At 41.5% G+C, this 23,279-nt stretch carries 19 protein-coding genes and 4 pseudogenes; 15 read left to right on the top strand and 8 right to left on the bottom strand.

The features are described from left to right. The first annotated feature begins 80 nt into the window (after positions 1-80). The 11 genes and pseudogenes from N8A86_RS20135 (at position 81) to N8A86_RS20085 (ending at position 12,808) form a co-directional block, all read left to right on the top strand. Positions 81-1,272, top strand: a pseudogene (locus tag N8A86_RS20135) (Nramp family divalent metal transporter). A gap of 205 nt (positions 1,273-1,477) precedes the next feature. Then, the gene (pxpA, locus tag N8A86_RS20130; RefSeq protein ID WP_273567007.1) at positions 1,478-2,221 is read left to right on the top strand and encodes a 5-oxoprolinase subunit PxpA; all 744 of its coding nucleotides are present in this window, start codon (positions 1,478-1,480) and stop codon (positions 2,219-2,221) included. Continuing rightward, positions 2,218-2,955 (top strand): 5-oxoprolinase subunit PxpB, encoded by a 738-nt coding sequence (gene pxpB / locus N8A86_RS20125; protein WP_273567006.1) that lies wholly within the window; start codon positions 2,218-2,220, stop codon positions 2,953-2,955. Before pxpA ends, pxpB begins: the two co-directional genes overlap by 4 nt. Next, complete coding sequence (locus N8A86_RS20120) at positions 2,948-3,805, top strand: 5-oxoprolinase subunit C family protein (RefSeq protein WP_273567005.1); 858 nt, start codon at positions 2,948-2,950, stop codon at positions 3,803-3,805. The genes pxpB and N8A86_RS20120 overlap by 8 nt, the downstream gene beginning before the upstream one ends. 366 nt (positions 3,806-4,171) lie before the next feature. Then, entirely contained in the window at positions 4,172-5,848 is a 1,677-nt protein-coding gene (gene ilvD / locus N8A86_RS20115; RefSeq protein ID WP_273567004.1) for a dihydroxy-acid dehydratase, read from the top strand. 70 nt (positions 5,849-5,918) lie between these two features. Beyond that, positions 5,919-7,652 carry a biosynthetic-type acetolactate synthase large subunit gene (ilvB, locus tag N8A86_RS20110; RefSeq protein WP_273567003.1) on the top strand — a complete coding sequence of 578 codons (1,734 nt, stop codon included), beginning with the start codon at positions 5,919-5,921 and terminating at the stop codon, positions 7,650-7,652. 49 nt (positions 7,653-7,701) lie between these two features. After that, a complete protein-coding gene (locus tag N8A86_RS20105) occupies positions 7,702-8,280 on the top strand; it encodes an O-methyltransferase (RefSeq protein ID WP_273567002.1) in 579 nt (192 codons plus the stop codon). Between the two features lie 37 nt (positions 8,281-8,317). Continuing rightward, entirely contained in the window at positions 8,318-9,085 is a 768-nt protein-coding gene (locus N8A86_RS20100) for a class I SAM-dependent methyltransferase (RefSeq protein WP_273567001.1), read from the top strand. Beyond that, positions 9,085-9,612, top strand: coding sequence for an acetolactate synthase small subunit (ilvN, locus tag N8A86_RS20095; RefSeq protein ID WP_273567000.1), 528 nt, complete (start codon positions 9,085-9,087; stop codon positions 9,610-9,612). Before N8A86_RS20100 ends, ilvN begins: the two co-directional genes overlap by 1 nt. Positions 9,613-9,682: 70 nt before the next feature. Then, positions 9,683-11,158, top strand: coding sequence for a ketol-acid reductoisomerase (gene ilvC, locus N8A86_RS20090; protein WP_273566999.1), 1,476 nt, complete (start codon positions 9,683-9,685; stop codon positions 11,156-11,158). 69 nt (positions 11,159-11,227) lie between these two features. Then, positions 11,228-12,808 (top strand): annotated as a pseudogene (locus tag N8A86_RS20085) (NADP-dependent glyceraldehyde-3-phosphate dehydrogenase). Positions 12,809-13,055: 247 nt separating this feature from the next. Here the strand turns inward: N8A86_RS20085 and N8A86_RS20080 are convergent. Further along, entirely contained in the window at positions 13,056-13,925 is an 870-nt protein-coding gene (locus N8A86_RS20080) for a class I SAM-dependent methyltransferase (RefSeq protein WP_273566998.1), read from the bottom strand. Positions 13,926-14,056: 131 nt separating this feature from the next. Then, positions 14,057-14,599: a helix-turn-helix domain-containing protein gene (locus N8A86_RS20075; RefSeq protein ID WP_273566997.1), complete on the bottom strand. Its 543-nt coding sequence runs from the start codon at positions 14,597-14,599 to the stop codon at positions 14,057-14,059. 24 nt (positions 14,600-14,623) lie between these two features. Between N8A86_RS20075 and N8A86_RS22100 the strand changes: the two are divergent. From N8A86_RS22100 to N8A86_RS20065, 3 genes and pseudogenes are all read left to right on the top strand, one after another. Then, positions 14,624-14,734: pseudogene (locus N8A86_RS22100) on the top strand (transposase); the annotation flags it as partial. Positions 14,735-14,745: 11 nt separating this feature from the next. Next, positions 14,746-14,898 (top strand): hypothetical protein, encoded by a 153-nt coding sequence (locus tag N8A86_RS20070; RefSeq protein WP_273566996.1) that lies wholly within the window; start codon positions 14,746-14,748, stop codon positions 14,896-14,898. A 23-nt stretch (positions 14,899-14,921) separates the two neighbouring features. Next, the gene (locus N8A86_RS20065; RefSeq protein ID WP_337251679.1) at positions 14,922-15,752 is read left to right on the top strand and encodes an IS3 family transposase; all 831 of its coding nucleotides are present in this window, start codon (positions 14,922-14,924) and stop codon (positions 15,750-15,752) included. 22 nt (positions 15,753-15,774) lie between these two features. On the opposite strand, the gene N8A86_RS20060 is transcribed toward N8A86_RS20065, so the two are convergent. The 6 genes and pseudogenes from N8A86_RS20060 to leuC form a co-directional block, all read right to left on the bottom strand. Further along, positions 15,775-16,380: a DUF4242 domain-containing protein gene (locus N8A86_RS20060; protein WP_273566995.1), complete on the bottom strand. Its 606-nt coding sequence runs from the start codon at positions 16,378-16,380 to the stop codon at positions 15,775-15,777. A 238-nt stretch (positions 16,381-16,618) separates the two neighbouring features. Then, positions 16,619-17,674: a 3-isopropylmalate dehydrogenase gene (gene leuB, locus N8A86_RS20055; RefSeq protein WP_273566994.1), complete on the bottom strand. Its 1,056-nt coding sequence runs from the start codon at positions 17,672-17,674 to the stop codon at positions 16,619-16,621. Positions 17,675-17,731: 57 nt separating this feature from the next. After that, a complete protein-coding gene (locus N8A86_RS20050; RefSeq protein ID WP_273566993.1) occupies positions 17,732-18,079 on the bottom strand; it encodes a four helix bundle protein in 348 nt (115 codons plus the stop codon). A 59-nt stretch (positions 18,080-18,138) separates the two neighbouring features. After that, positions 18,139-19,655 (bottom strand): annotated as a pseudogene (locus N8A86_RS20045) (alpha-isopropylmalate synthase regulatory domain-containing protein). Between the two features lie 154 nt (positions 19,656-19,809). Further along, entirely contained in the window at positions 19,810-20,406 is a 597-nt protein-coding gene (gene leuD / locus N8A86_RS20040; protein WP_273566992.1) for a 3-isopropylmalate dehydratase small subunit, read from the bottom strand. Positions 20,407-20,501: 95 nt separating this feature from the next. Continuing rightward, entirely contained in the window at positions 20,502-21,920 is a 1,419-nt protein-coding gene (leuC, locus tag N8A86_RS20035) for a 3-isopropylmalate dehydratase large subunit (protein WP_273566991.1), read from the bottom strand. 244 nt (positions 21,921-22,164) lie between these two features. Here leuC and N8A86_RS20030 point away from each other — a divergent pair, with 244 nt between their 5' ends. After that, positions 22,165-23,274 (top strand): DUF2911 domain-containing protein, encoded by a 1,110-nt coding sequence (locus N8A86_RS20030; protein ID WP_273566990.1) that lies wholly within the window; start codon positions 22,165-22,167, stop codon positions 23,272-23,274. Positions 23,275-23,279 lie beyond the last annotated feature (5 nt).

Here is a 23,279-nt window from a genome sequence, read left to right as displayed (position 1 = left end):
TGGTGTAATTCGACCACTCGGTTTTATATATTTTGACCTATACCAACTATATTTACGGAAGACGAAAAATCGAATATCTTATGTTCAAGAGAATTGGCCCTGGGGTCTTGATTGCCGCTGCATTTATCGGCCCCGGAACCGTGACGGCATGTACTTTGGCCGGGGTGGAATTCGGCCACGCACTGCTTTGGGCGATGCTCTTGTCGATTTTGGCGACTATTGTATTACAAGAAATGTCCGCTAGACTGGGCATTATTACCCAAAGGGGTTTGGCGGATGTTATCAAAGAAGAACTGCAAACCCCGTGGGTTCGAATGTTGGTTATAGGAATTATTTTATGTGCTATTGTCATTGGGAATGCTGCCTACGAGGCAGGTAATATCGGTGGAGCCACATTGGGTTTGGAAGCCATGTTCGGAAGTGAATTCAGCTCATTTTACCCTTTTATCATAGGTGGACTTGCGTTTTTCCTCTTATATATAGGTAATTATAGAACGCTGGAAAAAGTGTTCGTCTCATTGGTTTTGGTCATGAGTATTTCTTTTTTGTTGACCGCCATCATTACCAAACCAGATGTTTCAAAAGTGTTGGAAGGACTTTTTTTCCCAAAAATGCCCGACGGTAGTTTGTTGATGGTCATCGCCTTGGTAGGTACAACGGTTGTGCCCTATAACCTATTCCTACATGCCTCTTTGATCAGTGAAAAATGGAAGTCAAAAGATGACCTTGGTAGTGTTAGACGGGATACTTTTATTTCGATCTCCCTGGGTGGAGTGGTTTCTATGGCGATTATTATTGCTGCATCGGCGATTCCCGGGGGAAGTCAATGGTGTCATGGATCTTGCAAAAGGCTTGGAGCCCCTATATGGTGAGAGTGCTAAATATTTTATGGGTATCGGGCTTTTTGCCGCGGGTGTTACTTCGGCTATAACGGCCCCATTGGCGGCCGCTTATGTGGCGAACAGCTGTTTTGGATGGAATGCCGATTTGAAGGATATCCGATTTAAAAGTGTGTGGATGATTATTCTGGGTCTTGGAGTTTTCTTCCTTTCTTTCGGAATTAAACCTATCGAGATTATCAAATTCGCTCAAGTGGCCAATGGTATTTTGTTACCGATTATTGCGGTCTTTCTTTTATGGGTGGTGAATCGAGCATCGGTTATGGGCGAATACAAGAATAAGCCATTTCAGAATGTAGTTGGAATACTTATTATTGCCTTGTCGATTTTTTTAGGGGCAAAAAGTATTTTTAAAGTCTTTGGATTTTTCTAAGAGCCTGTTTAGGATTTTGTGATTAATCCCGAAGTTTCGGAATTATAGGTCATTTTTTTGACCTTTTAGGCAAAATTTTCTAGCATAGCCTTACGCGTGCCGCTGAAGCTTTAGCGTAGGAGCTAGCTACGGTCTAAAATTTTAACGAAGAAGTACGGAAAAAGGGACATGAAAAAATAATCGACAAAATCTTAAACGGCTCTAAATGGAGGAATTTTTTATCGATATCAATTGTGATGTAGGTGAAGGCATTGGAAACGAGCGTGACCTCATGCCGTTGATTTCTTCTTGCAACATAGCTTGTGGCGGTCACGCTGGTGATGACAATACCATGTCGGAAGTGGTTCGATTGGCAAAACAAAATCAGGTCAAGGTCGGCGTCCATCCTTCTTATCCTGACAAGAAGAATTTTGGAAGGGTCTCGATGGATATTTCGAAAAAACAATTAAGGGAAAGTATCCAAAGGCAACTTCAAGACTTTTCCCGAATATTGGAAGCTGAAGATGTACCCTTACATCATATTAAGGCACATGGCGCCCTGTATAACGATATTGCCAAAAACATAGAACTGGCAAGGACCTTTTTAAAAGCAATCAACTCCTTTAAAAACAATATTTTTCTATATGTTCCATACGGCTCCGTCATTGAGCAAAAAGCTTTGGAACAAGGTTGGAGCATTAAAAGGGAAGCATTTGCGGACCGTAATTATAATCCGGATTTAAGTCTAGTATCACGAAAACTCCCCTATGCTTTACTAGAAGAACCTAGGGAGGTTTTAGACCATATCGTCAGAATGATAAAAAATAGTAGGGTCAAAACGGTCAACGGCAGTGACGTGCCAATTAAGGCAGAAACTTTTTGTGTTCATGGCGATACGGTTTCCGCTTTACAAATTTTAAATTACCTTTCCAGAACATTGCCTGATCAACATATTTATCTTAGAAAATGAGCCCCTACGAAATCTCAATAAGGCCCTTTGGAATCCATGCCGTTTTAATCGAATGGCCCAATGCGGTAGAGGAAGCTATTTTAGAGGACATACTCCGATTCTATCAATATCTAAAAAATAATTGCCTTAAAGAAAGTGGGTGGGAGATGATTCCCGCATACAATTCATTGACTTTGGTTCAAAATGACAAGAGCGTTGATTTTCAAGATTTTAGTAAAAAGCTGTATACCTGGTATGGTGAAAAAGGGGAGGTAAAACCAAGACAACGATTTTTATGGAGGTTGCCCGTTTGCTATGACCTGAATTTCGGCATTGACCTTGAAGAAGTAGCTGATAAACTGGACATGGAAATAGATGAGATTATAGAACAGCATACCGCCTCTATCTATACGGTTTACGGTATCGGATTTCTTCCAGGGTTCATGTATTTGGGTGGTTTACCAGAATCATTGGAAATTCCCCGAAAAGACACGCCCCGTTTAAAAGTGGAAAAAGGAGCCGTAGGACTGGCCGGTAAACAAACAGGGATTTACCCTCAAGAATCCCCCGGTGGGTGGAATATCATTGGAAATTGTTCCGTACCCATTTTCGATGCCGAACGTAAAGAACCATGTTTGGTTAGCGTTGGGGATAAGATTCAATTTTATTCCATTTCTAGGGCGGAATATGATCTGCATAAAATTGAAAGCGAAGTAGGTATTTATAAAGTGGAAAAAACAAAAATTGATGCTTAAGCTCTTAAAGTCCGGGTTTTACACTTCCGTTCAAGATAAGGGGAGATTCGGCTATCGAGACAAGGGCGTACCCGTCTCGGGTGCCATGGACGGCCTGGCGCTATCAATGGCGAATGCACTTCTGGAAAATGAGGAGGATGCCGCAGTTCTTGAGATTACGATGACCGGTCCCACGATCGAGTTCGAAGAGAATACTTTTATAGTACTTACCGGAGCTAAGATGTCCGCTACATTGAATAATCAACCTATTTCTAACTACAAGGTCCATGAAGTAGGCATTGGCGATATTTTGTCTTACGGCAAATTAGAAAATGGGTTTCGAAGTTATCTTGCCGTGAAAGATGGCTTTACGACTCCAAAAGTACTGGGCAGTCGTTCATTTTCAAAAGCGCTGACCCGAGTAACCTATTTAAAGGACAGGAGTATATTACCTTATACGCCTTGTTCAATTTTTAAACCTAAAATAGAAGAAATTAAGATTGACTCCTATTTTGAGGAAAAAGTATTGGAAGTTGCAAAAGGTCCAGAATATAATATGTTGGGGGATAAGCAATTGGAAAAACTCTTTGGTTACGATTTTTCGATTGCAAAAGAGAATAACCGCATGGCCTATCAGTTGAATGAAACTATTCATGGGCATGAAGTTTCCATGCTTACCTCGGCCACACTACCAGGTACGGTACAGTTGACCCCTGCGGGAAAACTTATTTTACTTATGAAAGATGGCCAAACGACGGGTGGATACCCAAGAATATTACAACTTACCGATAAGGCAATTTCAATCTTGGCGCAAAAAAATTCGGGGATATTGTTTCTTTCAAACTGCTTCAAAATTTGTAAGCCTTTATAATTAAATTATTATTCAAAATTATTTTTCTAGCATTGTAATATTGAAAATAAAAAGAGACATGTACAATGTGGTTCATATCACCCCTCAAAGCGGATGATATAGATTTTATCGTTTAAGAAAGCCTGTATCAGACCTCAATTTGACACAGGCTTTTTTATGCAATTAAGTTTTTTATTACTGCTACAAGAACTATTGAATATGATAAAAAAATGAGGTTATCTATTTGATTATCAAAAACTTAAATTAATATAATGTCAATTGAATTTAAATCAGCATCAATTGTTAAAATCCAAGGGCAATCGAAACAATTATCTTTGATAACCTTAGTAAATACCACGGATTTCATAAAAAGAAGAACACGCTTAGATGGAACTGAACAAACACAGTAAAAATGTTACCCAAGACCCTACCCAACCAGCTGCGCAAGCTATGTTGTATGCCATAGGTCTGAATGAAGATGACCTCAAAAAACCACTGATCGGAATCGGCAGCACAGGTTACGAAGGCAACCCTTGTAATATGCACCTGAACGATTTGGCACAGGAGGTTAAATTAGGAACCGAAAAAGGTGGCTTGGTAGGTTTGGTATTCAACACAATCGGTGTGAGCGATGGCATTTCTATGGGTACCTACGGCATGCGCTATTCTTTGCCCTCGCGTGATATTATTGCCGATTCTATGGAAACGGTCGTACAGGCCATGAACTATGATGGATTGGTAACCGTTGTGGGATGTGATAAAAATATGCCAGGAGCCTTGATGGCGATGATCCGTTTGAACAGGCCATCGGTAATGGTTTATGGAGGAACAATCGCTTCCGGATGTTTCAAGGATAGAAAATTGGACATCGTTTCTGCGTTCGAGGCGTGGGGCGAAAAAGTTGCGGGAACGATGAACGAAGAAGATTATAAAGGTGTGATTCAAAATGCCTGCCCTGGCGCAGGGGCTTGCGGTGGCATGTACACCGCGAATACCATGGCTTCCGCAATCGAGGCATTGGGAATGGCCTTGCCGTTTAATTCTTCAAATCCTGCAATTGGTAAGGAAAAACAAAAAGATGCCATAAATGCTGGTTTTGCATTACGACACTTGCTCGAAAATGATATCAAACCAAGTGACATTATTACCAGAAAATCCTTCGAGAACGCCATTCGTCTGTTGACACTTTTAGGCGGTTCTACGAATGCGGTGCTACATTTCTTGGCAATTGCCAAAGCTGCACAAGTGGATTTTACCATCGATGATTTTCAAAAAATCAGTGATACCACTCCATTCTTGGCCGACTTGAAACCAAGTGGAAAATATTTGATGGAAGATTTGCATCACGCAGGAGGAACACCGGCCGTAATGAAATTCATGCTCGAAAACGGTATGTTACATGGGGATTGTTTGACTGTAACAGGAAAGACCGTTGCCGAAAATTTGGCCGAACTACCTGGCTTAAAAAAAGGACAACAAGTCGTTCACGGTTTGGATAATCCGATTAAGGAAACCGGGCACCTAAGAATTTTATATGGCAATCTAGCAGAAGAAGGGGCGGTAGCTAAAATTACAGGCAAAGAAGGACTTCATTTTTCAGGCCCGGCCAAGGTTTATGACGACGAGTTCTTGGCAAATGCCGGAATCGGAAGAGGCGAAGTAAAAAAAGGTGATGTAGTCGTTATTCGCTATGAAGGCCCAAAAGGTGGCCCTGGAATGCCTGAAATGCTCAAACCGACCGCTGCCATTATGGGAGCTGGATTGGGTAAAGATGTGGCCTTGATTACCGACGGAAGATTTTCAGGAGGAACACACGGCTTTGTAGTAGGCCATGTCTGCCCGGAAGCCCAAGAAGGCGGCGCCATCGGTCTTTTGAGAGATGGTGATGTAATTACCATAGATGCTGAAAAAAATCAAATCTCGGTAGCGCTGACTAAGGAAGAAATATCGGAAAGACGAGCCAATTGGAAACAACCCCCATTAAAAGTGAAACGGGGAAGTTTGTATAAATATGCAAAAACGGTTTCTTCAGCCTCGCAAGGCTGTGTTACTGATGAAATATAGAAGTAGTAGGTTAACATTATAGTGAGCAATGTTTTGAATTTGAACTTGACACTTGAACTTGAGTTTTAAAATGGAAACACTAAAAGAAAAGAAGACAGAAGCTAAAAAGCCGACCAGTAAGAAAATCAGTGGTGCAGAGGCTATTATCCATTGCTTGTTGGCTGAAGGAGTCGATTTAATTTATGGCTATCCGGGCGGGGCTATTATGCCCGTGTACGATGAGCTTTACAAATTTCAGGATAAGTTGACACATATTTTGACCCGCCATGAACAAGGAGCTACGCATGCCGCGCAAGGCTATGCCAGGGTTTCGGGAAGGGTCGGGGTAGCCATTGCGACTTCAGGTCCTGGCGCTACGAATTTAGTTACGGGTCTGGCCGATGCACAGATCGATTCAACACCCATGGTCTGTATTACGGGACAGGTACCGCGACATTTACTGGGTTCCGATGCTTTTCAGGAAACCGATATTATCGGAATTTCTACCCCAGTGACCAAATGGAACCATCAGATAACCAAGGCTTCAGAGATTCCTGAAGTTATGGCAAAAGCCTTTTATATTGCCAAATCGGGTCGTCCAGGACCGGTTCTCATCGATATAACCAAAAATGCACAGTTCGACGAATTGGATTTTGTCTATGAAAAATGTACAGGGGTGCGAAGTTATAATCCTGTGCCAAAACCTGATATGAAGGCCATTGAGGCAGCTGCCGAACTGATAAATATAGCAAAGAAACCTTATATCGTTTGGGGACAGGGCATTATTTTGGGCCAAGCAGAAAAAGAGTTGACGGCCTTGATAGAGAAAGCGGGAATTCCTGCTGCATGGACCATCATGGGCGAATCGGCCATTCCGACTAGTCATCCATTGAACGTAGGCATGGTAGGGATGCATGGTAATTATGGCCCCAATGTGCTAACTAACGAATGCGATTTGCTACTTGCCATAGGCATGCGGTTTGACGACCGTGTGACAGGCAGTTTGGATACCTATGCCAAACAGGCCAAAGTCGTCCATTTTGAAATCGACCCGGCCGAGATCAATAAAAATGTAACGGCCGATGTCGCAGTTCTTGGCGACTCAAAAGAAACCTTAGCATTATTACTTCCTTTGATTAATGAAAACAATCATGAGGCTTGGCACAATGAGTTCAAGAAGAAATATCAAATTGAATTTGATCAGGTTATTAAAAATGATATCCACCCGACAAAAGAAGGATTGACTATGGGTGAGGTCATCGAAGAAATCAATATTGCTTCGAAAAACAAGGCCGTCATCGTAACCGATGTTGGGCAGCATCAAATGGTTGCCTGTCGCTATGCCAAGTTCGAGGATTCCAAAAGTAATATTACCTCTGGAGGATTGGGAACCATGGGCTTTGCCCTTCCGGCAGCCATTGGCGCCAAAATGGGTGCCATGGATCGTGAAGTGGTCGCGATTATTGGCGATGGTGGCTATCAAATGACCATTCAAGAACTTGGGGTTATTTTTCAACATCAGGTTCCTGTAAAAATTGTTGTATTGAACAATGATCACTTGGGTATGGTCCGTCAATGGCAAGAACTCTTTTTTGAAAGACGATATGCTTCGACCGTTATGACCAATCCGGATTTTGTGAAAATTGCGGAGGGATATCACATCGAGGCCAAACGGGTCAGTGAACGAAAGGATTTAAAGGCTACGATCCAGGAAATGATTGCCTCGGACAAACCCTATTTCTTGGAAGTAAAAGTGGAGAAAGAAGATAATGTTTTTCCGATGATTCCTTCTGGAGCCTCGGTTTCTGATATTCGATTGAAGTAGACCTGTCAGGTTTCCAAAACCTGACAGGTCTTACAAGCATTAATGACCAATGAACGACACAAACATACTTGACATACCTAAAATCCATCAGGAGATAAATAGGAAATCCGAAGAAATCGGATTTACCATGCCTTCCGACGTATTCATTGGTACCTTACTGAAGACCTTAATTTCCTCAAAACCAAAGGGTAGGTTTTTGGAACTGGGTACGGGAATCGGTTTAAGTCTTGCATGGATGGTCGATGGAATGGACACTAATTCGAAATTGATAACGGTTGACAATGACCCTGAATTGATTGGCATTGCAGAACAGTACTTTGGAAAGGACGAAAGAATTGAAATTGTTGGTAGGGACGGCACGGAATGGATTAAGCATCATCAAAAAGAAAAATTCGATTTGATCTTTGCCGATTCTTGGCCAGGGAAGTATAGTGAAATCAGCGAAATTTTGGATATGGTCAAAACAGGCGGATTTTATATCATTGATGACATGACCGCCCAACCCAATTGGCCCGATGGCCATCAAAATAATGTGGATGGGTTGATAGACTACTTGGAAAAGCGAGAGGATTTCACTTTGACCAAATTGAACTGGTCAACCGGATTGATTATCTCAGTGAGAAAATAAAAAAATGCACTCCCCAGAGAGGGGTTAAGGTGGGGCAATGCAACAAATAGCACACAAATGGGATTCTGCATTATACAACGACAAGCATTCGTTCGTATATGACTATGGCGTCGCGTTATTTGATTTATTAAATCCGAAATCGCATGAAAGAATCCTTGATTTGGGTTGTGGTTCAGGAGAGTTGACCAATAAAATCAACGAGATGGCCTCAAGTGTAGTTGGTATTGACAATTCGCCTGAGATGATTGAAAAGGCAAAGTTCAGTTTTCCACTTTGCGAGTTTCAAGTAGCCGATGCCGGTGATTTTGAGTTTTATGAACCTTTTGATGCTATTTTTTCAAACGCGGCCTTACATTGGGTCGTGGACCACAAAGCGGCAATTGGTTGTATGTATAAAAGCTTAAGGTCTGGCGGAAGAATGGTCGTTGAGTTTGGAGGTAAAGACAATGTACGGACAATAACCGATCAGTTGAGAAAATCCCTTTTAATAAGGGGGTATGGGGAGCAAGCTAAATTGCAATTATGGTACTTTCCTTCTATCGGGAAGTATACTTCAGAACTTGAGGCGGCAGGGTTTAAGGTTAGCTTTTCAGAATTGTATGACCGTCCGACTGAATTGGCGGATAAAAACACCGGTATTATGGATTGGCTTACCATGTTCGCAGCTCCATTTTTCAAAGATGTCGATGATTCAGATGTTCATGATATACTGATAGAAGTACAAGAAAGCCTTCGATCTGATTTGTTCAGAAACGGAAAATGGTTTGCAGATTATAAAAGAATTAGAATTGTAGCACATAGATAATGAAAAAACAATGGTTCACCATTTCGGTATACTCCGAAAATAATGTTGGATTGCTTAACAGAATATCAGGTATATTTTTAAAGCGTCACATTAACATAGAGAGTTTAAATGTCTCTAAGTCAGAAATTGATAATGTATCTAAATTCACCATTGTCGTAAACACGACGGAGGATTGGGTGCGCAACATTGTAGGGCAAATAGAAAAGCAAATCGAAGTCATCAAGGCATTTTATCACACCGATGACGAGACTATTTATCAAGAATCGGCCTTGTTCAAGATTGCATCGAATTTACTGTTCGATGAGCGACAAATTCAAAATATTATTAAAGATAGTAATTCTCAGATTGTGACGGTGGCACGCGACTTTTTTGTTTTGGCAAAGTCTGGTCGAAGAAGTGAGATCGATGAAATGCACGAACAGTTCAAACCGTTTGGCATCATGCAGTTTGTACGATCGGGTAGAATCGCCGTCACTAAGGACGAAATGAAGATTTCGGCCATTCTTAAAGAATTTCAGAACAGTTAAATCATAATCAATACGTAATTACATAAACAGATTTCCATCATCATGGGAATGACATAAAAATTATTTATTCATGGCAAATTACTTTAATACACTATCATTACGAGATCAATTGACCCAACTTGGAAAATGTCGCTTCATGGAAGCTGGTGAGTTCTCAGATGGTGTAGCTGCATTGAAAGGCAAAAAAATAGTAATCGTTGGTTGTGGGGCACAAGGCCTGAATCAAGGATTGAACATGCGAGATTCAGGTCTTGATATTTCATATACCCTGCGTGAGGCGGCTATCAAAGAAAAGAGACAATCATATATCAATGCCACCGAAAATGGTTTTAAAGTGGATACCTATGAAAATCTAATTGCGAGCGCCGATTTGGTCATCAATCTGACACCCGATAAACAACATACCAACGTTGTAAGCACGATTATGCCCTTGATGAAGCAGGGTGCTACGCTTTCGTACTCCCATGGTTTTAATATTGTAGAGGAAGGCATGCAGATCCGTGAAGACTTAACGGTCATCATGGTGGCACCCAAATGTCCTGGTTCCGAGGTTCGGGAGGAATATAAAAGAGGATTTGGTGTGCCAACCTTAATAGCGGTACACCCATCGAATGATCCGCAGGGCAAGGGATTGGAACAGGCCAAGGCTTATGCTGCGGCTACTGGCGGACATCGGGCCGGTGTGTTGGAATCCTCTTTTGTCGCCGAGGTAAAATCGGATCTTATGGGCGAGCAGACGATTTTGTGTGGTTTGTTGCAAACGGGAAGCATATTGTGTTTTGATAAAATGATCGAGAAAGGGGTAGATTCAGGATATGCATCCAAATTAATCCAATATGGATGGGAGACCGTCACCGAGGGCATGAAATATGGGGGAATCACCAATATGATGGATCGTCTTTCAAATCCTGCTAAAATCAAGGCTTTTGAGCTATCCGAAGAACTAAAGGAGATTATGCGCCCGCTGTTCCATAAACACATGGATGACATCATGACCGGGCATTTTTCAAAAACCATGATGGAAGATTGGGCCAATGACGATAAAAATTTATTGATTTGGCGTGCCGAAACAGGGGAAACCGCTTTTGAAAAGACCCCTGCCGGAAACGATAAAATTTCCGAGCAAGAGTTCTACGATAATGGTGTTCTGATGGTGGCCATGGTGCGAGCCGGTGTTGAGTTGGCTTATGAGAGCATGACCGAATCAGGTATTATCGGTGAATCGGCTTACTATGAGTCCTTACATGAAACACCTTTGATTGCCAATACCATAGCTAGAAAGAAATTGTTCGAAATGAACCGGGTAATTTCCGATACGGCCGAATATGGTTGTTATTTGTTCGACCACGCCTGTAAGCCTTTGTTGGCCGACTTTATGAAAAAGGTGGATGTTGATGTCATCGGTAAGAAATACGGAGAAGGAAAGTCGAACCAGGTCGATAATGCAAAACTTATTGCCGTAAACAAAGTACTTAGGGAACATCCTGTAGAAATAGTCGGGGCCCGATTAAGAGCTTCAATGACCGCAATGAAACCGATTGTATAACGACTAAATCCCTGAGTGATCAGGGATTTTTCATTTCCCCATTTTTAGAATTTTAATACGCTTTCAACTATGAATAAAATACCCAGTGAATTTAAGATAACCGAAGTCATCGACCAAAAAAATATCTGGTCGATGGTGAACTAAAAGCGTGGAAAGGTGCGACAACCGAAGTTTTTTCCACCATCTCTGCTTCGGATACGTATACCCCGACCCTTCTGGGTAGTATTCCCGATATGGGTGAGCCGGAAGCTTTAGATGCCTTAGATGCGGCCATGAAAGCTTATGGTAGGGGCCAAGGAGTTTGGCCGACGATGCATGTTAAAGATAGAATCGAGTGCATGGAAAAGTTTGTGACTCAAATGGAGACCAAACGCGCAGAAATCGTGAAGTTGTTGATGTGGGAAATTGGCAAATCCTTGCCCGATTCCGAAAAGGAATTTGACCGTACGGTCGACTATATCTACGATACACTGGAGGAGTATAAACAATTGGACCGCAATTCGGCCAAGTTTCAAAAGCACGATGGGGTTTATGCCCATATAAAAAGAGGCCCCTTGGGCGTGGTGTTGTGTTTAGGGCCGTACAACTATCCCCTGAATGAAACTTTTGCCTTATTGATTCCCGCTATCATTATGGGAAATACGGCCATTTTTAAACCGGCCAAGCATGGCGTGTTGTTGATAACACCTTTGTTGGAGGCTTTTCAAAATAGTTTTCCTAAGGGAGTCATCAATATTCTCTTTGGAAGGGGTAGGGCCGTAGCAGCACCTATCATGCAAACGGGAAAAGTCGATGTTCTGGCACTGATTGGCAATAGTAAATCGGCGAATGCCTTACAGAACCAGCATCCGAAAAGTAATCGATTGCGATTGGTATTAGGGCTAGAAGCTAAAAATCCTGCTATAATACTTCCGGATGCCGATATGAAGCTTACTATCAATGAGGTGGTCGCGGGCACTACTTCTTTTAACGGGCAACGTTGCACGGCCCTCAAAGTGGTATACGTACATGATGCCATCAGCGAAAACTTTCTAAAGGATTTTTCTGAGGCCGTGGATAGTTTGAAATTTGGGAACCCGTGGGATGAAAGGGTAAAACTGACCCCACTTCCGGAGCCGAACAAACCGGATTATATTCAAGAATTGATTGACGATGCTTTGGCCAAGGGCGCAAAGATTATGAATAAAAAGGGCGGGCAAAGATTCGAAAATTATATTTGGCCTGCGGTATTATATCCCGTTACCAAAGATATGCGCGTCTATCAAGAGGAACAGTTCGGGCCTGTGATTCCTGTACTATCGTTTTCCGATATTGAGGAACCTTTAGATGACATGGCGGAAAGCAATTATGGACAGCAAGTCAGTTTATTCGGGAAAGATGTTTACGCCTTGGCCCCGCTAATCGATACCTTGGTCAATTTGGTCTGTCGTGTCAATTTAAATAGCTCTTGCCAACGTGGACCGGATGTCTATCCGTTTACGGGAAGAAAAAGATTCGGCACAAGCTACTCTCAGCGTTCACGATGCCTTGCGCTCTTTCTCCATACGTACGTTTGTCGCCTTTAAGGACAATGAGCTGAACAATGAGACCATAGAAAAATTGTTGGAGACCAAACTCTCTAATTTTGTGAGTACGGATTATATATTATAAGAGATTATTAATTCGAAAAAGGCCTCGCGATTTAATTGGTGGGGCCTTTTTGTTTATTGTTGTTTTGATACGAGGTAATAATGCAGCAAAATATAGGATTGAGAAAGTTTCGTTATCGCTCTTGTATATGAAAAGTAGCGGATTAACAATTACATACTAATGAATTAGTCTAAGAAAATAAAAAAGCACAAACCTCGTGGTTTGCGCTTGAATAGCTACTTTTTATATACGTTGTTGTAGGTAGTTATTACTCTAGTGGTTTTTGGCCAACCCCTACTACTAACTCGCATGGCCCTGAGAAACCATTTTCATCTTCAAATTTTGATAACTCAACACGAATTTCTTCCCAAGCTGCAGCTTTTTCACTATCTGATAAGCCCCCAAGCATTTGATGGAGTGCAGCAAAAGATTCATACTCGAATTGAACACAGTCTTCTGCCTTGTCCATCTTTACTGGAGCACTTACCGTTTTGGATTGAACATTGATAAAACCAGCTTGATTGAACGCGTTATCTAATACACCTTCCGCACCAAGGCTAAAAGGACCGGGTTGTCCAGCAAAGGGAGGAGGAAGTTGAGCACGCCTCCTAATCACTGAAACAGGAGTCGAAAAGAACAGGTTTTTATCAACGGTAGAATAAACAATAGCAGCTACAAATCCACCAGGTTTTAAAACTCGTTTCATTTCTTTAAGCGCTTTTTGTTGGTCAGGAAAGAAGATCAATCCAACTCTTGAAATCACGGTGTCAAAGGAATTATCAGGAACGGTTAGGTTTTCACCATCCATTTCCTTCGTTTCAATATTATTAATTCCTTTATCAGAGGCAAGTTCTAATGCAAAATCAAGAATTTTAGGCGCTAGATCAGTTGCTAGAACATACCCGTTTGGTCCAACCTTCTCCGCAGCGGTGATTGATTGTTCTCCAGCGCCAGCTGCAATATCTAATACACGATATCCTTCTTTAACCTCTGCCATATCGAGCATGAGGTCAGTCGCGGGTCCTAGCCAATTTTTTAAGGTTGGACGCCAACGATGCCATGCTTCTGCGGCCGTTTGCCATTGCTCTCTAGTTGTTGTTTTGTAATGTTCTGGATTAAATACTTTTACTGTTTCCATGATTGAAATTTTTTATGTGTTAAATATTTATCATACTTTATGATGCAAATATGAAACACATAGAAACAAAAGTATTTCACAATTGATTCAAATCCTGAAACAATTGATTCAATCACAATATTTTTTTGAAATTAAGTGAGTTGGGTTACGAATTCAGTTGGAGAAATTCCAAATTTTTTCCTAAAAAGACGGGTAAAGTACGTTGGACTATTAAATCCAGATTGGTAAGCGATTTCGGCAATTGTTTTTTGGTTTTGCGACATTTTATTCAATGCGCTTTGAAGTCGGGACTCTTGAATAAGTTGATTTGGAGTTTGTCCTGTTAATGATTTGATCTTTCGACTTGTTTGAGATTTACTCATTCCGATTTCAGCAAATAAATCATCACTTTTAAAGTCGGATCGGTTGAAATGTTTGTTTATTGTATTATGCAGCATCAAAGAAAAGACAAAGTCGTCATTGTTGACTGGGGTAAAGTTGGTTTGTATTTCTTGTTGTTCCTGTAATTCTTTTTTTGAAAGTGCAACAGTTTTATTATCTAAATAAAGTTTTTTATTGAGGCCTAAAGAACAAAGGCTATTAATTTTACTTTTTGTTTCTTCAAAGAATGTAGTACCTTCTTCATCAACAGGATTGAGCATCCCCCCGAAAATAGGACAGTAAATTAAGTTCATAAAAAGAAACTTAAATTTACTGATATGACACGAAGAAAATTCACTTCAAAATTCAAGACCAAGGTAGTTTTAGAGGCACTCAAGGAGCGTGAAACGGCAAAGGAACTCGCACAAAGGTTCGAAATATCGCCCCAGCAGGTCAATCTATGGAAACGGGAGTTTCTATCACAGGCCGAATCCGTGTTCACCAAGGAGGCAGATCTCCCAAGAGCGAGGCCGAGGAAAAGGAAGACCGGTTGCTGAAAGTAATCGGCAAGCAAAAAGTGGAGCTTGATTTTTTAAAGAACGCCTTGCGCTAAGACCCATCAAAGAACGAAGAGAAATGATAAGCAAGGATCATTCCGGCCTAAGCATCGTAAAGCAGTCAAAACTTTTACAGCTTCACCGTTCGGGGTTCTATTACAGACCTAAAGGTGAAAGCGAACTCAACCTAGAGCTTATGCGCCTTATGGACGAACATTACGCCGACCATTATTTCAAGGGGGCCAAGCGAATGCACACTTGGCTTACCATGGACAAAGGGTACAAGGTAAACCAAAAGCGTATAGACCGGTTATATTATAAGGTAATGGGGCTAAGAGCCATTATGCCGGGCAAACATACCTCTAGGCGCAACAAGGCGCATAAAGTTTATCCGTACCTTTTACGTAACCTGAAAGTTGAAAGACCTGACCAAGTATGGGCGACCGACATCACATACATACCGATGCGCAAGGGCTTTATGTACTTGGCGGCCATCATAGATTTGCATAGCCGTTATGTACTCAACTGGTCGGTATCGAACACCATGGATGCCCAATGGTGCAAAGAGACCTTGGAAGAGGCCATATCAGTGCACGGCAGACCGGAGATTATCAATACCGATCAGGGAAGCCAGTTCACATCCGAGGTATTTACCCGTTCGGTCCTATCCAACGAAATAAAACTGAGCATGGATGGCAAAGGAAGGGCTATCGACAATGTTTTCATAGAAAGACTGTGGAGAAGTGTCAAATACGAAAGTATATACCTTAACCCACCCGATTCGGGAATCGACCTGTACGAACAATTGAAAAAGTATTTTGACTATTACAATAACAGAAGAAGACATCAGGGAATCGACAATCAAATACCTTTTAAAAGGTATTTGACAGAACAAAGAAAAGTAGCATGATTAATAATAAACAGAACTTAATTTAAAGCAAAACCTGTCCTAAAGACGGGGGGATGTTCAGATTTCCACTTACTACTGCTAAATTAAATTCTAATTTACTGGAAGTAACTTCAAGTAATTCCATTATTGATGTTGCACAAGAAATGGCATTTGTTGCGTACATGAACGTAACCATTATTTGGTTAGTTGGTTCACGGATAATTACTCCGTTATGTTCAATAACTAGATCTTTTATTTTTTTAAAATATCCATTACTATTTTGAGAAAAGCATACGATATTGGAAAGAAGCATAGTTCTATAGCCAGGATCAAGATCTCCAGAATCAGTTTTTGCTAAATCATTAACGTCGGTACCTTGTCCCATGAAGAGGTTGTATTCATCGTCTGCTACTTCAATGATATTGCAAGCTGTGTTTCCATGTGATTCAAGATGAACCTGATTACAGGCTTCTTTACTCGGTCCTTCCATCAAGCAAAAGATTGTTTTACCTTGTTCATTAACCCAATATTTCAATTGTTTTACACCGAATTTATCTTCTATGGCAAGATCTTCCATATGTGCTTTTACAACATCTTCTGCAGAGAACTCGTCAGAATCAACAGTATGGATATCCATGTATAATGGCATGCTATCTTCTTTTATTGTTATTTTCTAAAATTACCTACAACTTTGAGCTAAGAGGAGTTTTAATAATTCGAAAGGCTCGGTAAAGGTGGTCGATAACGAAGTTCGACGATTTCTGTTTTAAATTCAAGAATTTACGGACTAAATTTTTAATAGTTTTAGACATTACAACTAAAAAAAGCCAAAAAAAATAGTCTTTGGGCCAATTAGAAATTACCTTTATGTAGGAACGTGGGGAGTTTTAAATGTTTTCCGCCAACCAATCCCCAACTTCGCTAGTCTTATGGCTTTTTCCGCCATCGGCCAAGTCTTCGGTTACCATACCTTCGGCGAGTGATTTGTTGACGACACGGCGAATATCATCGGCTTCCTGTTGTAAATCCATATCCTCAAAAAGCATGGCGGCCGATAGTACGGTCGCTAACGGGTTGGCAATATCTTTACCTGCTGCCTGTGGATACGATCCATGAATAGGTTCGTATAAAGAAACCTTACTACCTACCGAGGAAGAAGGCATCAATCCCATAGAACCAGAAATTACAGAAGCTTCGTCAGTCAAAATATCGCCAAACAGGTTTTCTGTAATAATGACGTCATAGCCTTTTGGCCATTGTACCAAACGCATCGCGACCGCATCTACAAACTCATAGGATACTTCCACTTCTGGATAGTCCTTTTCCATAGCTTGCACGGTTTCGCGCCATAATCTTGATGATTCCAGAACATTGGCTTTATCCACACAACATAATCTTTTTGACCGCGTCATCGCCATTTCAAACCCTTTTTTCGCCAAACGCTGAATTTCGGCGCGGGTGTACGTCATGGTGTCAAAAGCGGTATTGCCGTCATCTTTTCTACCTCTTTCCCCGAAATAGACTCCTCCGGTCAATTCGCGTAGGATGATTAGATCGGTCCCTTCGATACGCTCCCTTTTCAAAGGGGATTTATCAATCAAGGAAGGGAAAGTAAATGTCGGCCTTACATTGGCAAAAAGTCCCAATTTCTGTCGCATTTTCAATAAACCCTGTTCGGGACGCACTTTTGCCGTAGGGTCATGATCAAATCTAGGGTGGCCAATAGCTCCGAATAATACTGCATCCGCATTTGCACAAACTTCATGGGTCTCATCAGGATATGGTTCACCGACGGCATCAATGGCAGCTGCACCGGTCAATGCCGGTTTCCAAGTGATTTCATGATTATATTTTTTTGCAATGGCATTGCAAACTTTTACAGCTTGGTCGATTACTTCAGGGCCGATTCCGTCGCCGGCTAAAAGGGCTATGTTTAGTTTCATGGTTTGTTCGCTTTGCGAAAATGCTGTACGCCTATCGCCGCACGCTTTACGCTCTGTTTATAATTTCTTTATTAAACTGTTTAAACTTCTTCTGATTTTATCAGCGTTATCATTTAGTTGGATAAAAATAGATTCCTTGATATAGCCAAGGTCTCTACCAAGTAATGTGAAATATTCTAATTCATTTGCAGAACCTTGGGCGATAATAAGAAATCGTTTGAATTCGGCATCCGATTCTCTTCCACATCCCTCAGCAATATTTGCCGGAATCGATGATGATGCCCTTCGCATTTGACTCGTTAGACCGTACATTTCCTGTTTTGGAAAATTTTGGGTTAGTTTATAGATTTCCAAGGTTATCTCATGTCCCATTTCCCAGACCGTGTACTTTCTATAATTTCTCATTTAATTCTAGAATATCAATTTCTGCAATAATCTGCGATTGGCGTATAGCGTGCGGCGTTTTAAATAATATTCAACATCTTCTCCGTCGCCTTGATCGCCGAAACGGTCTGATCCGAATCCAATCCTCTTGAAATGAATTCTTTACCATCTGATGATTCCCAAGTGATGACAGTTTCACATAGTGCGTCGGAATTACTTCCTGGCGGAATTCTCACCGCATAATCTACCAATTTGGGCAATTCCATTTTTCGCGATTGATATACTTTTCGCAAGGCGTTCATAAAGGCATCGTACTGTCCGTCGCCTTGGGCGTGCTCTTCGTAAGTTTTGCCATCTATTTCTACAGATAAGGTAGTAGAGGGCTTCAATCCCTTCGAATGTGTTAGTACATACGATTTCACAAAGACCTTCTGATTAAAATCGGTGTCCAGTACATCGGAGATAATATAAGGCAGGTCTTCTTTGGTTACCCGTTCTTTTTTGTCGCCAAGTTCTATGATACGGGCGGTTACCTTTTTAAGTTCATCATCGTTCAACGTCAAACCAAGTTCCTGTAAATTCTTTTGGATATTGGCTTTACCGGACATTTTACCCAGGGCATATTTTCGTTTTCTGCCAAAACGTTCCGGCATTAGGTCGCTGAAGTAAAGATTGTTCTTGTTATCTCCATCTGCATGTATGCCCGCCGTTTGTGTAAACACATTATCTCCGACAATCGGTTTGTTTGATGGTATACCAACTCCGGTAAATGCCGATACCAACTTGCTCACTTTGAACAATGCCTTTTCATTAACACCGATTTTTACTTCTGGTAAGAAGTCATTGATGACGGCGATGGCACTGGCCATAGGGGCATTACCGGCACGCTCGCCCATTCCGTTTACGGTAAGGTGGAGTCCATGGCAACCTGCCTTGACCGCTTCCATAATATTCGCTACACCTAAATCGTAATCGTTATGGCCGTGGAAATCGATATGCAGGTCCGGATATCTTTGGATGATTTCTAATAGAAAATCGAAGGTTTCCCTTGGGGTCAAAACACCTAAGGTATCTGGTAGCAGTATCCTTTTGACCGGCTGGGTAGATAGGAAATCTAAAAATTGGAAAACATAATCTTTGGAGTTTCGCATACCGTTGCTCCAGTCTTCTAAATAAATGTTATTGATAAATCCTTTTTCTTCGCGGATTTGAAAACAGCTGCGATTTCTTTAAAATGCTGCTCTGGCGTCTTTTTAAGTTGGTGCGTCAAATGGTTCAAAGAGCCTTTTGTCAGTAGGTTTTGCGATTTTGCGCCCGCTTTTTCCATCCATTTTAAGGAAACACCGCCATCAACGAAGGTGAGTACTTCAACTCTTTCTAAATAGTTCTTAGTTGCCGCCCATTCCGTAATCTGTTGTACGGCTTGTAATTCCCCTTCGGAAACCCGAGCTGAGGCTACTTCAATGCGATCGACTTTCAGCTCATCAAGTAATAACTTGGCAAGGGTCAATTTTTCGGAAGCGGAAAAAGACACACCTGACGTCTGTTCGCCGTCGCGAAGTGTGGTATCCATGATTTCCAAAACTCTTTTTTTCATGTATCCTGAACTTGTTTCAGTATAATATTGGTGTTCGTCATTGCTAGGAATCAAATCTCTGAAAGAGGATTTGTTGACGTAGTAATCTTTTGAAGTCTATAGCAAGGATTCAACAGATTGCTTCGTCGCGAAAATGCTCCTCGCAATAACGTATTTATAGTGGCCTACTTGTCGCAAACTCCTGAATCTTGCCTTTGATGTTCAATAAATAGTCGATATCATCAAAGCCATTGGTCATATTGTCCTTTTTATAATGGTTGATATCAAAAGACTCGCTTTCGCCTGTAGCCAAAATGGTTACTTTTTGCTCGATCAAACTTACTTCGAATTTGGCATTTGGGTCGGTATCGATGGCCGTAAATATTTTCTGAAGGAATTCCGCCGAAACCTGAGCAGGCAATACCCCGATATTCAAACAGTTACCTCTAAAGATATCAGCAAAAAAGCTCGAAATCACACAACGGAATCCGTAATCGTAAACCGCCCAAGCAGCGTGCTCGCGTGATGATCCGGACCCGAAGTTCTTTCCTCCGACAAGAATTTTTCCGCTGTATTTTGAATGGTTTAGAACGAAATCCTCCTTGGGAGAGTTATCTTGATTGTATCTCCAATCCCTGAATAAATTATCGCCAAAACCTTTACGCTCCGTAGCTTTTAAGAAACGTGCGGGAATGATTTGATCAGTATCAACATTCTCTATGGGTAGTGGAACTGCTGTTGATGTTAAGGTTGTGAATTTATCGTATGCCATGTTGTTTCGTTGTTCGTTGATGGTTGTTCGTTGATGGTTATTCGTTGATGGTCATATGGTTGGTTGATGTACTTCGTACTATCAACCGACAACTATCAACCAGCAACTATTTCATGCATTAATTCTCTGGGATCAGTAACTTTTCCAGTAACTGCCGCGGCAGCCGCAACAAGTGGACTCGCTAATAAGGTTCTTGAACCAGGTCCTTGTCTTCCTTCGAAGTTTCGGTTTGAGGTGCTGACCGCTAATTTTCCAGGAGGTACTTTATCGTCGTTCATTGCTAAACAGGCAGAGCATCCGGGTTCCCGGAGTTCGAAACCGGCGTCCGTAAGAATGTCCAAAATACCTTCTTCTTTGATGGCGGATTCTACTTTATGACTTCCGGGTACCAACCATGCGGTTACATTGTCTGCCTTTTTTCTTCCTTTTACGATGGACGCAAAAGCCCTGAAATCTTCAATTCTACCATTGGTACAACTTCCGAGAAAAACAAAATCGATAGGTTTGCCGATCATGGAGTCGCCCTCATCGAACTTCATATATTGCAAAGATTTTTTATAAGTCGAAGCTCCGCCCTGCACCATATCGGCGGTGGGTATGTCATTTTTGATTCCCATGCCCATGCCGGGATTCGTTCCATAGGTAATCATGGGTTCGATCAATGAGCCGTCAAAGGTCAATTTTTTGTCGAAAATTGCATCCGGATCGGTGTAAAGCGTTTGCCAGTAGTCCATTGCCTTATCCCATGCTTCGCCTTTGGGCGTGAATTCCCTTCCTTTTATATAATGGAACGTAGTTTCATCGGGCGCGATCATTCCGCCACGGGCACCCATTTCGATACTGAGATTACAGACCGTCATTCGGCCTTCCATGGTCATATTCTTGAAAACATCTCCCGCATATTCCACGAAATACCCAGTAGCGCCCGAGGTAGTCAATTGTGATATGATAAACAGCGCCACATCTTTTGGGGTGACTCCATATTGAAGCTCACCTGTGATATTGATGCGCATTCTTTTTGGTTTGGGTTGCATTATACATTGTGTCGCCAAAACCATTTCAACTTCTGAAGTTCCGATACCGAAAGCGATGGCTCCGAAAGCTCCGTGCGTAGAGGTGTGCGAATCGCCGCAAACAATAGTCGCCCCTGGAAGGGTTATACCATATTCCGGACCTACGACATGTACGATTCCGTTTTTTTCATGGCCCAATCCCCAATAGGAAATACCATATTCATTGGCATTTTCCTCCAACATTTTTAATTGATTGGCGGATAAAGGATCCGCAACAGGTAAATGTTGATTGATGGTAGGGGTGTTATGATCTGCGGTTGCGAATGTTTTTTCAGGATGCATTACCCGAATCCCTCGATTTTTAAGACCTAAAAAAGCTACCGGACTTGTAACCTCGTGGACCATGTGACGGTCGATAAACAGTACGTCTGGACCGTTTTCAATTTGATGGACAACATGGGAATCCCAAACTTTGTCAAATAGTGTTTTCGTTGCACTCATGTTCTTTCATTTCTAAGCTGACAAAGCTAAGGAAAGTAGTAGTTTTTGGAAATTTTTGCAGTAAGAAATTACGATGTTCAAAGTTGCGGATTTTTTAGTCGAATGATTCCAGTCTGAAAATATACCGCTCCTTATGGTTTAACGTATGGCACTCTTATTTTAACAGAATAGTAACGTTTTTGAGAACGCCTATTAAATATCTTGTTGTCATCATCTAATCGATTATTAATCAAAAAATGAACACATGAAACTATTTTACAAAAAAAGTCTGTTTATAACAGTGATGGGATTGCTCTTATTTAGTAGCAATGCAACCGGACAACTTGACCTTCCAAGAGGCAGCCAGATGGCCAAGGTGTCGCAGCGAATCGGTATTACCGACGTAACAATCGTTTATTCTCGCCCCAGCGTGAATGAGAGGGAGGTTTGGGGTAAGTTGGTTCCTTACGGAATGAATAACCTGGGTTTTGGTACCGCAAAAGAGTCCCCTTGGCGTGCTGGAGCCAATGAAAATACAGTGATTAAATTTTCTGATGATGTAAAAATTGAAGAGAAATCCTTGCCTGCTGGGAAATATGGCCTTCATATGATAGTTCACCAAGAGGATAGGGCGACTATTATATTTTCTAAGGACCATGAGGCGTGGGGAAGCTATTTTTATGACCCTTCTCGAGATGCCTTAAAAGTGGATGTAGCTACAGAAAAGACACCACATACCGAACAATTGACTTTTGAATTCAATGAAGTGGATGCCAATTCCGCTATTATTGCACTGAATTGGGAGAAAAAGCAAATTCCTTTTAAAATCGAAGTCGATGTCACCAATGTAGTACTGGCAGATATCCGCAAAAAGCTTCAAGACTCCCCTGGGTTTAACCGACAGACTTGGGAACAAGCCGCCGCATTTTCTTTGAATAACGACGGTGACCTTAACGAAGCTCTTGGTTGGATAGACAATGCCATCGCAGGTCAGTTTTACAGCCAAAAGAATTTTAATAACCTGAGCACGAAGGCACAAATTCTCGCTAAACTAGGTAAAGCTGATGAGGCGAACAAGGTAATGGAAGATGCCATGTCGATTGGAACCGTTTTCGATATTCATGGCTACGGCAGACAATTAATAGCTCAAGGACAAAAAGATAAAGCGTTGGAGGTATTCAAGAAAAATGCTAAAACGAACAAGGGACAATGGCCTGTTGATTTCGGATTGGCAAGGGGATACGCCTCTAAGGGAGAATATAAAACCGCTCTTAAGCATCTAAAAATTGCTGCTAATAGAGCTCCGGATCAACCGAACAAAGATGCGATAGCAGGTTTTATGGTAAAACTTCAAAACAACGAGGATATCAATTAATTTTT

The organism is Maribacter halichondriae (genome assembly GCF_027474825.1).
Taxonomy (GTDB): domain Bacteria; phylum Bacteroidota; class Bacteroidia; order Flavobacteriales; family Flavobacteriaceae; genus Meishania; species Meishania halichondriae.
Note: the sequence above shows the minus strand (reverse complement) of the source record. Positions and strands in the feature narration are given on the sequence as shown.